At 64.0% G+C, this 13741-nt stretch carries 15 protein-coding genes and 1 pseudogene; 7 read left to right on the top strand and 9 right to left on the bottom strand.

Translation table 11 applies throughout. The annotated features are described in order from the left end of the window. The first annotated feature begins 7 nt into the window (after window positions 1-7). Window positions 8-439, top strand: coding sequence for a CBS domain-containing protein (locus GSQ79_RS28045; RefSeq protein WP_158812030.1), 432 nt, complete (start codon window positions 8-10; stop codon window positions 437-439). 122 nt (window positions 440-561) lie between these two features. Here the strand turns inward: GSQ79_RS28045 and GSQ79_RS28050 are convergent, their stop codons facing one another. The 3 genes from GSQ79_RS28050 to folE form a co-directional block, all read right to left on the bottom strand. After that, a complete protein-coding gene (locus tag GSQ79_RS28050; RefSeq protein ID WP_246725638.1) occupies window positions 562-1542 on the bottom strand; it encodes a patatin-like phospholipase family protein in 981 nt (326 codons plus the stop codon). Window positions 1543-1674: 132 nt separating this feature from the next. Then, window positions 1675-2082 (bottom strand): phosphoribosyl-AMP cyclohydrolase, encoded by a 408-nt coding sequence (gene hisI / locus GSQ79_RS28055; RefSeq protein ID WP_246725639.1) that lies wholly within the window; start codon window positions 2080-2082, stop codon window positions 1675-1677. 25 nt (window positions 2083-2107) lie between these two features. Continuing rightward, complete coding sequence (folE, locus tag GSQ79_RS28060) at window positions 2108-2743, bottom strand: GTP cyclohydrolase I FolE (RefSeq protein WP_158812032.1); 636 nt, start codon at window positions 2741-2743, stop codon at window positions 2108-2110. Between the two features lie 152 nt (window positions 2744-2895). Here folE and GSQ79_RS28065 point away from each other — a divergent pair, with 152 nt between their 5' ends. Continuing rightward, window positions 2896-3339, top strand: a complete 444-nt coding sequence (locus tag GSQ79_RS28065; protein ID WP_158812033.1) for an iron-sulfur cluster assembly scaffold protein — start codon at window positions 2896-2898, stop codon at window positions 3337-3339. A gap of 73 nt (window positions 3340-3412) precedes the next feature. Here the strand turns inward: GSQ79_RS28065 and GSQ79_RS28070 are convergent, their stop codons facing one another. Continuing rightward, the gene (locus GSQ79_RS28070) at window positions 3413-4270 is read right to left on the bottom strand and encodes a MipA/OmpV family protein (protein ID WP_158812034.1); all 858 of its coding nucleotides are present in this window, start codon (window positions 4268-4270) and stop codon (window positions 3413-3415) included. 110 nt (window positions 4271-4380) lie between these two features. On the opposite strand from GSQ79_RS28070, the gene yidD reads away from it, so the two are divergent. The 4 genes from yidD to GSQ79_RS28090 all read left to right on the top strand — a co-directional run bounded on the left by yidD (window position 4381) and on the right by GSQ79_RS28090 (window position 7308). After that, complete coding sequence (gene yidD / locus GSQ79_RS28075; RefSeq protein ID WP_158812035.1) at window positions 4381-4704, top strand: membrane protein insertion efficiency factor YidD; 324 nt, start codon at window positions 4381-4383, stop codon at window positions 4702-4704. Window positions 4705-4802: 98 nt separating this feature from the next. Further along, window positions 4803-5156: a hypothetical protein gene (locus GSQ79_RS28080; protein ID WP_158812036.1), complete on the top strand. Its 354-nt coding sequence runs from the start codon at window positions 4803-4805 to the stop codon at window positions 5154-5156. Between the two features lie 130 nt (window positions 5157-5286). Next, entirely contained in the window at window positions 5287-5883 is a 597-nt protein-coding gene (locus tag GSQ79_RS28085; protein ID WP_158812037.1) for a nitroreductase family protein, read from the top strand. A 261-nt stretch (window positions 5884-6144) separates the two neighbouring features. Continuing rightward, entirely contained in the window at window positions 6145-7308 is a 1164-nt protein-coding gene (locus tag GSQ79_RS28090; RefSeq protein WP_158812038.1) for a glycosyltransferase family A protein, read from the top strand. Window positions 7309-7325: 17 nt separating this feature from the next. Here GSQ79_RS28090 and GSQ79_RS28095 read toward each other — a convergent pair whose 3' ends face one another. The 5 genes from GSQ79_RS28095 to GSQ79_RS28115 all read right to left on the bottom strand — a co-directional run bounded on the left by GSQ79_RS28095 (window position 7326) and on the right by GSQ79_RS28115 (window position 13310). Next, entirely contained in the window at window positions 7326-8003 is a 678-nt protein-coding gene (locus tag GSQ79_RS28095; protein WP_158812039.1) for a hypothetical protein, read from the bottom strand. A 90-nt stretch (window positions 8004-8093) separates the two neighbouring features. Beyond that, window positions 8094-11609, bottom strand: coding sequence for a transcription-repair coupling factor (gene mfd / locus GSQ79_RS28100; protein ID WP_246725640.1), 3516 nt, complete (start codon window positions 11607-11609; stop codon window positions 8094-8096). Window positions 11610-11846: 237 nt separating this feature from the next. After that, complete coding sequence (locus GSQ79_RS28105) at window positions 11847-12140, bottom strand: succinate dehydrogenase assembly factor 2 (protein WP_158812041.1); 294 nt, start codon at window positions 12138-12140, stop codon at window positions 11847-11849. A gap of 476 nt (window positions 12141-12616) precedes the next feature. Next, a complete protein-coding gene (locus GSQ79_RS28110) occupies window positions 12617-12997 on the bottom strand; it encodes a type II toxin-antitoxin system HigA family antitoxin (RefSeq protein ID WP_158812042.1) in 381 nt (126 codons plus the stop codon). Beyond that, on the bottom strand, window positions 12987-13310 hold the full coding sequence (locus GSQ79_RS28115; RefSeq protein WP_158812043.1) for a type II toxin-antitoxin system HigB family toxin: 324 nt from the start codon (window positions 13308-13310) through the stop codon (window positions 12987-12989). Before GSQ79_RS28115 ends, GSQ79_RS28110 begins: the two co-directional genes overlap by 11 nt. Window positions 13311-13423: 113 nt before the next feature. Here GSQ79_RS28115 and GSQ79_RS28120 point away from each other — a divergent pair. Next, window positions 13424-13741 (top strand): annotated as a pseudogene (locus tag GSQ79_RS28120) (ATP-dependent DNA helicase RecG); the annotation flags it as partial.

Raw genomic sequence — 13741 nt, forward strand, 5'->3', positions numbered from 1 at the left:
GGCAAAAATGACCGTTGCCCGTATTCTTGCCAGCAAGGGACGTGACGTCGTCACCATGCAGCCGCACAATACGCTCCGTGACGTGGTCGATGCGCTCGCGGCGAAGCACATCGGCGCCCTGATCATAACCGATCCCCAGGGCAAGATGCAGGGAATTGTATCGGAGCGCGACGTCGTGCGCGCCATCGCCCAGCATGGCGCCGACGCCCTGGAAGACCCCGTCTCCAATTATATGACGAAAAACATCGTCACGGCGACCGAGGAGGAATCCGTCCTCGAGGTCGTCGGCAAGATGAGCAAAGGGCGATTCCGCCACATGCCCATCGTGGTGAACGACAGGCTTGTCGGCATCGTGTCCGTCGGCGATGCGATCAAGTTCCGGCTGGCGCAGATGGAAGAAGAACAGTCCGCGCTGCGCGAGTACATCGCCACCGCCTAAGCCCCATCTTTGCGAGCCGAAGGCGAAGCAACCCAGGGGCCGCGGCGCCCGGCAACGATGTTCAGGCTGCCCTTGGTTGCTTCGCTGCGCTCGCAATGACGGCGAAGGACATCCCCTAAGCTTTAAGCGGTCACCTTCGCCTCACCGAGCAATGCTTCGATGGCCGGCATCGCGCGCCGCGTCGCGACGCGCCCGTACTCGATGAGTTGGGCGGCGCGATGAAAATCGAACGAGCCGCAGGTGGTCAGCCGCGCGTTGATCATGATGTCGGGCGGATCGGCGGCGAGGCGCTCGCGCGAGATATGGTCCTGCGAGATCGCGAAGGCGTCCATCATGACGCTGGCGATCCCCGGCGCGCCGCCGTCCGCGCGCTTGGTGAACAGCCGCCGCCGGGCGAAGATGCGCCGGCGTTTCTTCTTGACCTCGAAGGGAGCCGCGATCGACTCGGTGACGGCGGCGGAGACCAACTCATCCAGCTCCGGCTCGACCGACAGACCCGGATCGGTCTCGGATGCGGCGCGGCTGATGTCGGCGGACAGGTTCACCGCGATCACCACATCCGCGCCGAGGGACCGACAGACGGACACCGGGACGGGATTGGCCAGCGCGCCGTCGAAGATCCAGCGGCCGTCGACCAGGATCGGCTCGAAGATGCCCGGCAGCGCGTAGGACGCGCGGATGGATTCGACCAGGTCGCCCTCGGTCATCACCACTTCGCGGCCGGTCGCCATCTCGGCGGCGACGGCGGCGAAGGGAATCGGCAAGGCCTCGATGGCGAGCCCCACCAGATCACGGTTCAACCGGCGTTTCAGGCGGGCGCCCGCAATCAGCCCCGTGCCTTGAAACGACAGGTCCATCAAGGTGAAGACGCGACGACGGTTGAGGCCGCGGGCAAAGGCTTCCAGCGTGTCGAGCTTTCCGGCGGCATAGGCGCCGCCCACCACCGCCCCGATGGAGGTGCCGGCGACGACGTCGGGGTGGATGCCGTGGTCGGCGAGTTCGCGAAGAACGCCGATGTGGGCCCAGCCGCGGGCCGAGCCGGCGCCGAGGGCAAGTCCGATCACCGGGCGGCCGGGAACGTGAGGCACGATCGGCGCGATCATGTGATCATCCGAGCGTCTGGAGAGCGAAAACAGCATGAACGCGTGAAAAATCCTGAGTGACCAACCGACAGCATGGTCCCAAACCGTTGATGAACCCTTGGCTCCGGCAACACCCGAAAAAGCGTGTTTGCTTCAGAGCGGATCGATCGCCAGCGCCGGGCCTGCGCTGTCTGACGTCACAATGCGGTAAAAGCAGGATCGCCGGCCGGTATGGCAGGCGCCGCCGTCGCCGCCGGGCCGGACCCGCATCAGGAGCGCGTCCTGGTCGCAGTCGGTGCGCACATCGACGACGGCTTGCGTCTGCCCCGACGTATCGCCCTTGCGCCAGAGCGCCTGGCGCGACCGCGACCAGTAATGGGCGATGCCGGTCTCCAGCGTCAGGCGCAGCGCCTCCGCGTTCATATGCGCGACCATGAGCACGGTGCCGTCGGCCGCATCCACGGTGACGCAGGTGATCAGCCCGTCGCGATCGAAGCGGGGCGCGAAGAACGAACCCTCCTCCAGCTCGATCTTCGACAGGGTGCCGGCTTCGGCCGTCACCAGCGCTTGTCCCGGTAGGGAGGGGTCACCGCGACCCGCCGTGGCGGAGAAGGCTGATGAAGCGGACCTGCTCGGTCGGATCGGTGCGGAACAGGCCGCTGAACTGCGTCGTCACCGTCGATGTCCCGTGCTTGCGGACACCGCGCATCGACATGCACATGTGCTCGGCTTCGATCATCACCGCGCAGCCGCGCGGCCGCAGGTTGAGCTCGATCGCCGCGATGATCTGCGCCGTCAGCGCTTCCTGGGTCTGCAGGCGCCGGGCGAAGACATCGACCAGCCGAGCAAGCTTCGACAGGCCGACGACGCCCTCGTCGCTCGGATAGTAGGCGATCTGCGCGCGTCCGGTGAACGGCACCATGTGGTGCTCGCAATGCGAGAAGAAGGGAATGTCGCGCACCAGGACGAGATCGTCATAGCCATGCACGTCCTCGAAGACGCGGGTCAGGACCTCGGCGGCGTCCATGCGATAGCCGCCATACAGCTCGTCGTAGGAGGCGACCACGCGGCGCGGCGTATCGCGCAGGCCTTCGCGGTTGGGATCGTCGCCGGAATAGGCGAGCAGAACCCGCACCGCGGCTTCGGCTTCTTCACGGCTCGGCTTGCTTGCGATCGGCTGGGGCTTCGCGCGGGTCAGCAAGGTCTTAACCACATCATCCACGTGGCGCCTCCAAGTTAGGGGTCATCAAAGAACGCAAAGCCATACAGCGAGCTTGCTTCCAGCGTCTACGACACGCGGTCTCGTCCGCGCGGGTTGCGCCACCTATATAGGAAGCCTGATCGCACGTCATCGGGACGGATTTTTCAAAAACCATGCTTGATACGATTTACAACCAACGCATCCTGGAGCTCGCCGGGAATATCCCTCTCCAGGGGCGTCTTGCCGCACCACAGGCGAGCGCCAAGGCGCACTCGAAGCTGTGCGGCTCGACAATCATTGTTGATCTCGCAATGCGCGATGGCAGGGTTGTCGATTTCGCACAGGACGTGAAGGCCTGCGCGCTGGGCCAGGCCGCCGCCGCGATCATGGCGCGGCACGTCATCGGATCGACGGCACCGGAGCTTCGGGCCGTGCGCGATCAGGTGCGCGCGATGCTGAAAGAGAATGGCGCGCCGCCGGACGGGGCCTGGGCGGAGGTTGCCGTGCTTGAGCCGGTCCGCGATTTCAAGGCGCGGCATGCCTCGACGCTACTGGCCTTCGAGGCCACGGTCGATGCCGTGACGCAGATCGAAGCGCGCGAGGCGGCGGCGCCATAAAAAAGCGCCCACGAGGGGCGCTTTTTTTGTCTTCGATGAGGCAGATCGGCCGGGACGTCCCGGCCGATGGGTTTTAGTAACCCATGATGCCAAAGCCCTTGAAGCCGAACGTGTAGGCCAGGGTGACGCCGCCGGTGAACTGATCGCGCGTTCCGAGAACGGTCGCGACCGGGCTGCTGCCGACGCTGGAGGCCAGACGATCGTAACCGCCGAACAGGGTGGCGCTGTAGGTCGAGTTGAAGTCGTAACGGACGGTCGCGTAGGCGCCGACCGAGGTCAGGCCCGAGCTTGCCTGATAGGCATTGACCCGGCCGTTGAGCGCCGCTTCGGTCGGGGTGATGCTGAAGAAGTTGTTGACGTAGCGCTGATCGCCGAACTTGACGCGCGGACCGAGCGAAGCCTGGAACGGCCCGAAACGGCCGATTGCGTCGGCACCGATCGAGCCGACGACGCCGTCGTAACCGGAGACGGCCTTGCGGACTTCGCCGCGAATACGGAGATGATCCTGGAAGGGCCAGAGTTCGACGAAGCCGCCAAGCTCGACCGAGTCACGGACATTGTGCAGGCCGAAGAACTGGCCATTGCCGTCCGACAGGCCGCGACGGTTGAGGAAGTTCGCGGCGGGACCGGCCTTGAGCCAGCCGGTGTCGAGGATACGGAAGTCGAAGGAGTCGTCCGGCGTGTAGAAGGGGTCGTGCTCGCCGGGCTTCAGATAGGCCAGGTGGACGCTCGGCAGGACGGTGTAGCTTTTCGAACCGGGAAAGCTCGGCGTGACTTCAGGACCAGCGGCGATGATCACCGTAAAAATCGGCGCCGGATCGACATAGGCCGGGGCGACGGCACGCGACGGAAGATCGGCGGCAAAGGCCGGGATCGCGATGCTTACGGCACTGATGCTCGCAGCCAGACGTAGAGCGGAGGAGAAGCGCACCGGTCACCTTTTGTTGAAACGATTCAGCGTTGATCGCACTATGTCTGCAACGAGGCATCTCAACCAGTGTATAACTGCCACACAATCGGGGATAAGGGATCCGCACGACCATGTCGTCGCTCGCGCAGCATGCCGCCCACGCTGCTATCCGCTTCTACCAACTCACGTTTTCGGGGCTGGTCGGGCGCCAGTGCCGGTACTTGCCGACTTGCTCGGACTACATGGACCAGGCGATAAACACGCACGGCCTGTGGGCCGGCGGCTGGATGGGCACGGCGCGGCTGTGCCGCTGCCATCCCTGGAGCGCCTCCGGCTACGATCCCGTGGCGTCGGCGCTGCCATCCGAATCGCACTGGTCCAGACCGTGGCGCTACGGGTCGTGGCGCTACCGGTCCTGGCGCGGCCCGGGCGACCAATCGGCGTCCGACGCGTGAAGGATGGGTGAACGCGCTCTTCCACCGCCGTTCAGACGAAGACTCCTAGGGTCAGGCCACGCTCAACCGAGCGGGTTCTAACCTCCCAGGATCCTGTCATGACCAGCCGCCTCAAATTTTTCGCCGCCGCCGCCCTCGGCCTCGTTCTCGCGACCGGCACGCTTGCCGACGTCTCCGCCAAGACGGTGACCACGACGCATGCCGCGACGACGCATATCGGCAAGACGCACACCGCGATGACGCATCACACCAGGATCGCGACCAAGGGCCATCGCCTGCACGTCGCGCATCTGCGTCACGCTCATAAGCTGCACGTCGCGCATCACAAGACCGGCCATCACCTCGTCAAGGCGACCGGCGCCAAGGGCACCAAGGACGCCGGCGTGACCCACCGCGAGCGCCACGCGGACAACCGTCGCGTCGCCGGCAAGCCGGCCAGCGTCATCCGCTGACCCTTTTGGCGGCGGCAGCCCGGGCGGGCGGAGAGCGTGTGCTTTCCGCCCGCCCGGCGCGTCCGCGTCTTGCGCCACCCGCGTTTTCAGGCTTGGCTGGTCGTCCGACCTCCAACGACACGGATGCCTGATGCAAAGCCCGAATGGCCGTACCGCCGACCACCCGATCAACCCGATTTTCCTCGAGCGGTTTTCGCCGCGCGCCTTTACCGGCGAGGCGATGTCCGAAGCCGACCTGCTGACGATCTTCGAGGCCGCGCGCTGGGCGCCGTCCTCCTACAACTCGCAGCCCTGGCGCTTCCTCTACGCCCGCCGCGACACGCCGATGTGGGACACGTTCCTCAACCTGCTGGTTCCCGGCAACCAGGGCTGGGCCAAGGACACCGCGGTGCTGGTGATCCTGATCTCCAAGATCTCGATGTCGGTCCCCGGCAAGGAGATTCCGATCCAGTCCTACAGCCACTCGCTGGATGCCGGCGCCGCCTGGGGCTACCTCGCCCTGCAGGCGCAGATGAGCGGCTGGGCCGCGCATGCGATGGTCGGCTTCGATCTCGACCGCACCGCCATCGAGCTCGACATCCCCGCGGACTACCGCGTCGAAATCGCCCTCGCCATCGGCCGCCAGGTGCCTCCGGCCGAGCTGCCGGACGACAAGAAGGCCAAGGAGAAGCCCAACGGCCGCACGCCGATCGCGACGCTGATCCGCGAAGGGAAGTTCGCGAAGTAAAGCCAACGCCCCGACGCAGCGTGCATGGATAAGTGCCGAAAGGGCGGGACGCCGCACGCGGCCGTGACGACGCGATCACGGCCGCACCGCTCTCGCATCGGATCCCGCGGCCGGCGATGTACGGGATCCCGCCGTCACGGCAGCGACCTGCGGCGCGCCATCCGCGCAACAGGAACATCCGTTGCAACCATCATATCCGCGTGATAGCCAGCCGAGACATCTATAGAACCCGAGAAATCTATAGAAACAAGGCAGGCGGCGATGGATATGAACGACAGTCCGAAGTTTTCCATAGTCATACCCACGCGTAATGGCCTCAAGTACCTGCCTTATACTATCGAGACCGTTCTTTCGCAGCCGTCTCAGGATTTCGAGCTGATCATCAGCGACAATCATTCGACAGATGGCACGGCCGCCTATCTCGAAACGATTACGGATCCACGCTTCAGATACGTCAAACCCGAGACGCCACTGTCGATGGTCTTGCACTTCGAGTTTGTCATCACCCAGACGCGTGGTCGCTGGATCACGATCCTCGGCGACGACGACGGACTGATGCCATCTTTTTTCGAGAGACTGGATGCTCTTGCAATCGACACGTTAGATGTCGACGCCATAACGTTCCGACGCGCCTATTACACCTGGGACGGCTGCCAGGAACTCCAAGGTGACAGCGTCCTCTATTACAGTTACTACCCGAAGAAGGCCTATTTAAACAACAATATATCGATCTTTTTATGCCTGATTTCGCTGATCGATTACATGTATCTTCCGCAGCTCTACACCACAGGGCTGATCAAAAGAAGCTACGTCGAAAGCATCAAGGCGGGAGCGGGCGGCAAATTCTACTACGGCGACACGCCGGACGCGTCCTCCGCGGCCATCCTAGCGCTCAGTGCACCACGGCACTACCGTTTCGAAGAGCCGCTGTTCTGGACGGGCACCTCGCCGAAGAGCGTCGGCTTTTCACAAGAGTCGAAGCTGCTGAAAGCAAAAGCGCTGGAGTTCGAGTCTCTGAACGTGAAGGATGGCAAGGTCTTTGACAACGTCATGGCCTCGCGCCTCGATCCGGCACTCGCCGACATCTTCGACCTGACCATCATTTTCTACAAGGCCGTTCAACTATGCCCGAACGCCGGGCGCATGTGGAAATCCCGTGTCGTCTACTATCTGTTCCTGGCAGGGCTGATGCTGAAGGACGCGAAGTTCGTCCCGGTCATCATGACGTCTTATGCCACCGGCCCGCAGAGATTGGCCTTACGCCTCGCCCGCCTGGCGGTTGTCGCGGTCAAACGCGAATTCCGCAGGCGGAATTACGACCTCACCGGCAAGCGCCCCGAAAAAGAGATTTACTCGAGAGACCGCCATGAGTTCCCGACGATCCGCGAAGGCTCCATCGCGGTCGCACGGCTGTGGCAGCGCTAGTTTCCAAGCCCCCGTCGTCACAGATCCATGTCGCGGAAATAAAGCTCGATCGCGTTCGAGCGCCCGCACTTGATCAGGGGATGCCGGCCCCCTGACGAGAAGATCGTGACGTTGCCCGGTGAGTCCGTATTGACGACATACGTCCCCTGGCTGATCGTCGTGTTGTCGCCGATGTTGCACCGCCCGACGATGGAGGTGTTGGGGAACATCAGAACGCCCTTCCCGATCGTCGGCCGATCGTTGCCGAGCCGCCCGACCGTGGAGTTCTGGAAGATGGCAAAGTAGTTTCCATAGGTCGTGTTGCTCAAAACGATACCGACGGTATGGCCGAGCAGAAATACCGGCGGCATTTCAATCTTGAAGAACATTTCGATGCCGTGAAGCGCCTTGTTGAGCAAGAACAGCTTCGTCGGGACCGCCTCGCTCGCCGTATCGCGCCACACCGTGTTCGCCAGAAGGTATAGAAAGGTGGAATGTTGCGACGAATTCATCGGATCGAACTCGTCCAGCCTCCACTGCACGACTTTCTTCGTGCAGACCGACAGCCGCTCGAGCGCGACCGCAAGGCTCTTCCGGATCGCACGATAATTGTCGTCCCGGCTGCCGTCGGGATAGAACGATGCGATTTGCGCGCAGGTATAGTGCGCCAGCTCGTCGAACGAAAATCCGATAATCTTCATGGGCAATTGCGACATCGAAAAACACCTGACGGTTCAACCTGTCGGGATCGCGGTACCTTGCAGGGGCGCCGCCGCTGCTCAAGTTTAGACCAAACTAAAAATGACTCACGCCGCCTTTTTCAAAGCAATAGCCGCCAATGTCCGCAGGATTGTCCGCGTGCCTTCCAACCGCGTCTTGGTGTTGGCGAAATCGCGGATGAAGACGATCTTCATGTCCGGCCGCACCTTGGCGTCCGAGCCCTGCTCCGTGACGAAGCGCACAAGCCCGGCCGGGTTGGCGAAGGCGTTTTCGCGGAAGGCGATGATCACGCCCTTCGGCCCGGCGTCGACCTTTTCGACGTTGGCGCGGCGGCAGAGCGCCTTGATGGCGACGAGCTTCATCAGCTGTTCGACCTCCGACGGCAACGGGCCGAACCGGTCGATCAGCTCGGCGGCAAACCCTTCGATCTCGTCGTCGGTCTCGAGCGTCGCCATGCGGCGGTAGAGGCTGACGCGGAGCTGCGGATCCTCGATATAGTCCTCCGGAATAGTGACAGGCGTGCCGGTGGAAATCTGCGGTGACCAGGCCTCGTCCGCCGGTTCCTCGATCCCCGATTGCAGCGCCTGGATCGCCTCCTGCAGCATCTCCTGGTAGAGCTCGAAGCCGACCTCCTTGATGTGGCCGGACTGTTCGTCGCCCAACAGATTGCCGGCGCCGCGGATGTCGAGATCATGGCTGGCGAGCTGGAACCCGGCGCCCAGCGTATCCAGCGAATCCAGCACTTTGAGGCGCCGCTCGGCTTGCGCGGTCACCGTCTTGTTGGCCGGAAGCGTGAACAGCGCATAGGCGCGGGTTTTGGAGCGACCGACGCGGCCACGCAGCTGGTAGAGCTGCGAGAGGCCGAACATGTCGGCGCGATGCACGATCAGCGTGTTGGCGGTCGGGATGTCGAGGCCGGATTCGATGATCGTCGTCGACAGCAAGATGTCGTACTTGCCGTCGTAAAACGCCGACATCTTTTCTTCGAGTTCGGTCGGCGGCATCTGGCCGTGCGCGACGACGACTTTCGCTTCCGGCACGCTCTGGCGCAGGAACGAAAGCGCCTCGTCGAGATATTCGATGCGCGGGCAGACATAAAAACTCTGGCCGCCGCGATAGCGTTCGCGCAGCAGCGCCTCGCGCACCAGCAGTTCGTCGAACGGCGTGACGAAGGTGCGCACGGCGAGACGATCGACCGGCGGCGTGGCGATGATGGACAGATCGCGGACCCCGGTCATCGCCAGCTGCAGCGTGCGCGGGATCGGCGTCGCCGACAGCGTCAGCACATGCACTTCCGCGCGCATATCCTTCAGGCGCTCCTTGTGCTTGACGCCAAAATGCTGCTCCTCGTCGACGATCACCAGCCCCAGGTCCTTGAAGTCGATGGCCTTGCCAAGCACGGCGTGGGTGCCGACGACGATGTCGATTTCGCCCGTCGCGATGCCGGCCTTCGCAGTCTTCATGTCCGCCGCGCTGACCATGCGGGACAGCTGCGCGACGTTGATCGGGAGATGCGCGAAGCGGTTGACGAAATTCTTAAAATGCTGGCGGGCGAGCAAAGTCGTCGGCACGATGAGCGCGACCTGCTTGCCGTTGATCGCCGCGGTGAACGCGGCGCGCAGCGCGACCTCGGTCTTGCCGAAGCCGACGTCGCCGCACACCAGGCGATCCATCGGCTTGCCCGACGCCATGTCGTCGAGCACGGCGTCGATGGTGGTGAGCTGGTCTTCCGTCTCGTCGTAGGGGAAGCCGGCGGCGAATTCCTCATAGGGGCCATCCGGCGGAATGAGTTTGGTGCCCTCCTTCAGCGCGCGCGCGGCGGCGATCTTCATCAGGCCTGCCGCCATTTCCAGGACGCGCTTGCGCATCTTGGCCTTGCGCTTCTGCCAGCCGGCGCCCCCAAGGCGGTCCAACTGCGCCTCGGCATCTTCCGAGCCGTAACGCGACAGAAGCTCGAGATTTTCGACCGGCAGGAACAGTTTTGCGCCTTCGGCGTAGTGCAGCTCCAAACAATCGTGCGGCATGCCCGCCGCCTCGATCGGCTTGAGGCCGATGAAGCGGGCGATGCCGTGGTTGGCGTGAACGACGATGTCGCCTTCGCTGAGCGAGCCGATCTCGGAGAGAAAATTGGCGGCGCGCTTGGCGCTCTTGCGCTTGCGGACGAGTCGATCGCCGAGAATGTCCTGCTCGCTGATGACGACGAATTCGTCGGTCTCAAAACCCTGCTCCAGCCCGAACACGGCCAGCGCCGCTTTTCCGCGCAAGGCGGTGGCTTGGACCAAGGCCGAGACCGGCTCGGTCTGCTTCAAACCATGGTCGGCAAGCACGCCGGCGAGACGTTCGCGCGACCCGTCGGACCAGCCGGCGAGAATCACCTGCTTGCCGGCGGCCTGCTTGGCGCGGACATGTTCGACCGCGGCTTCAAAGACGTTCTTGCTGTCGTCGGCGCGTTCAGGGGCAAACGAGCGCCCGAGATGGCCGCCGCAATCGACGATCGGGCCGCTGCCGCCTTCCGGCTGCGTATGGGCGCTGACCTGGACGTGCGAGCGGGTGGCGAGCAACTTGGTCCATTCCGACGTCGTGAGATACAGCGCGTCCGGCTTCAGCGGCTTGTAGGGCGAGTTGTTCGGCGACGCGTCATGCGCCGTCTTGCGTGCATCGTAGTAATCCGCGATCTGCGCCAGGCGCTCGCCGGCGGCCTCCTTGACCTGCGCGTCGAGGATCAGCGGCGCGTTGCCGGTATAGGCGAAGATCGTATCGAGATCGTCGTAGAAAAGCGGCAGCCAGTGCTCGTAACCGGGATGCCGGCGGCCTTCGCTGATCGTCTCGTAGAGCATGTCGCCGCGCGTCTGCGCGCCGAACTCGCTGAGATAGGCCTGACGAAAGTGCTTCATCGTGTCGGTCGTGAGTTGCACTTCGCTCATCGGCACGAGGTCTAGCCCGCGCAGCTGCCCGGTGGTGCGCTGACTCTCGGGATCGAAGGCGCGGATCGTCTCCAGCGTATCGCCGAAGAAGTCGAGCCGCACTGGCGACTGCAGAGCCGGCGCAAACAGATCGAGAATCCCGCCGCGCACCGCGTATTCGCCGGTGTCGCGCACGGTGGAGTTGCGGGAGAAGCCGTTGATCTCCAACCATTGCACCAGCGCGTCCATGTCGACGGCATTGCCGGGCGCGGCGGAAAACGTGTCCTTCGCGACTTTTTTGAGCGGCGGCACGCGCTGCAGCACGGCGTTGATGGTGGTGGAGAGAATGCGCGGCCGGTCTTCCGCGGTGCGCGAGCCCGACAGCCGCGACAATGCGGTCATCCGCCGCGCGCTGATCCCGGCGTTCGGCGACACGCGGTCGTAGGGCTGGCAATCCCAGGCCGGAAAATCCAGCACCTCGATGCGCGGATCGGCGAAGGCAAGCGCCTCGTTGAAGGCGCGCGCCCGCTGCTCGTCGCGCGACACATGAACGAATACCACCGCGCGATGCTCGGCGTCGCGGGCCAGCGAGCGCGTGAGATCGGCGACGCAGAAGGCGTCGTACCCCTCGGGAACCGACGAGAGAGTGAGGGTGCCGCCCTTTTTCAGTTCGGCGACGGCGCGTTTGAGATCGGTCACGGGGCTCGTTCTAAGGGGGAAGCGCGATAGGTGGGGATTTGGAGGCGGAAGGCAACAGGCGATTTGAGGTGGGACGGCGTGGGGCTTCCCCTCCCCCTTGCGGGGAGGGGTGGGGGTGGGGGTCCAGCAGCGCCAACGATGACGATGAGCTGAAGTGTTCGAGCCGACGCCCGGCATCGCTCGGGCGGCCCGACCCCCACCCCTGTCCCCTCCCCGCAAGGGGGAGGGGGACGCTCACTACGTAAAAATCGGCCCCTCGTGGGTATGGAAGGCGCGCACCTTGTGGAACACCGGGGTGTCGAACTCCGGCGGCACGGCCAACTCGCCGGTCAGCCAGGAGAACACGTCGCGGTCGGGCATCTCCAAGAGGGCCTCGAGGTCGGCAAGGTCGTCTTCCGGCAGATCGCGCAGCTTTTCGTCGGCGAAGCGGCCCATGGTTAGGTCCATCTCGCGGGTGCCGCGGTGCCAGGCGCGGAACAGGATACGGCGGCGACGGACATCGAGCCCCTCGCTGGTGCGCGAGACGGACATGGGGACCTCAAACGCTCGGGACGCGGCGGTGTGCCGCTGGAGGTTTCCATATAGATCATTTCCGGGGGATGAGGACCCCTCCCGCGTCCTCCCTTCTCCCGCTTGCGGGAGAAGGTGACCCTTGCGTCAGCAAGGGTCGGATGAGGGCGGTGCCGGAAAAGTCGCAACGGCGAGGCAACCACCCAGCGCCCTCATCCGGCCTCGCTTCGCGAGGCCACCTTCTCCCACTTCATGGGAGAAGGGGAGCCGCGTCTGCGCGGAAAAACCCATTGATTGCTTGGCTGAGGCTCGCTCTCGAATTTGCGCGCGTCAAGGATGAAACCAGCGGAGCAGGCGGCGCTTCGCGCCGTCCTTGACCCGCGCAAATTCGAGAGCAGACTGGCTACCAAGCGATCAAAGGGTCGGTCTGCGACCGGATCGCGCCCTCATACCGTAGCCGCCGCCCGGCCGTTGAGGCTCGCGCTCAGACGACCGGGTCATGCTGCCTTGTCAGGGACGGTCGGACGGATCAAGACGTCAGCGGAAATGCCAAGATGCTGGTGGAGCCGCCGGATCATCGCCATGGACAGGCTGCGCTGGCGGTTCATGATCTCCGCAACACGCGCTCGTGTCCCGATGAGCGGTTCGAGGTCCTTTCGGCTCAACCCCTGCTGCTCCATGCGAAATGCGATCGCGTCAATCGGATCAGGCGGATCCATGGGATCGTGCTGTGCTTCATAGGCGTCGATCAGGGTCGCCAACACGTCGAGCCGGTCGCCTTTTGCGGTGCCGGTCTTCGCGCCCCACAGGCGCGCCACGTCTGCAAGCGCGTTTTCGTAATCCGCCTCTGTGCGGATCGGTTTCAATTCAGCCGCCATGGCGCACCTCCGTCACATCGATCTTGTCGTAAGCCTTGTGGGTCCCGATCCATTTGATCCAGACGATCGCCTTCTGGAAATCCACCGACACGACGAGACGATAATCGTTACCCTTGATGTTGAAGACGATTCGTTCGGCGGTGACGACACTTGCCGTCGCATAACGTTTTTTGATGTCGGCCGTACTTTTCCAGGTTGCTCCGCTGACTTCATCGAACCAGGCGTCGAGAGACGCTTTGACCGCTTGCTGGTCCCTCCCGTCTGACAGGCTCGCGATGAACGCGCGCAGCGTGCGGCGGGCGATAACTCTCATTGCCACCTCTTAACATGGTCCCAATCTGGGATCAACGGATCGCCAGCCCCGTTGAAGCGCGCGCCCGCCCGCGCTAGCGTCCGCGCGCCGCAGCACGCGGCCACCGGAACCCGATGCGACCCACCCTCCTGACACCTTTGTTCGCCTCTGCCGCCGCCCTGCCCGGCATCGGGCCCAAGACCGGCAAGCTGCTCGACCGGCTGCTCGGGCCGGCCAACGGCACGGCACGCATTTTGGACCTGCTGTTCCACCTGCCACATGCCGTCATCGACCGGCGCAACCAGCCCCCGATCGCCGAGGCGCCGATCGACGTCGTGGTGACGCTGAAGGCTCGCGTCACCGAGCACCGTGCCCCGCCGCCGCGCTCGCGCGCGCCCTACAAGGTGCTGATCGAGGACGAGACCGGCGACGTGCTGCTGATCTTCTTTCTC

The organism is Beijerinckia sp. L45 (assembly GCF_009765775.1).
Classification (GTDB): domain Bacteria; phylum Pseudomonadota; class Alphaproteobacteria; order Rhizobiales; family Beijerinckiaceae; genus RH-AL1.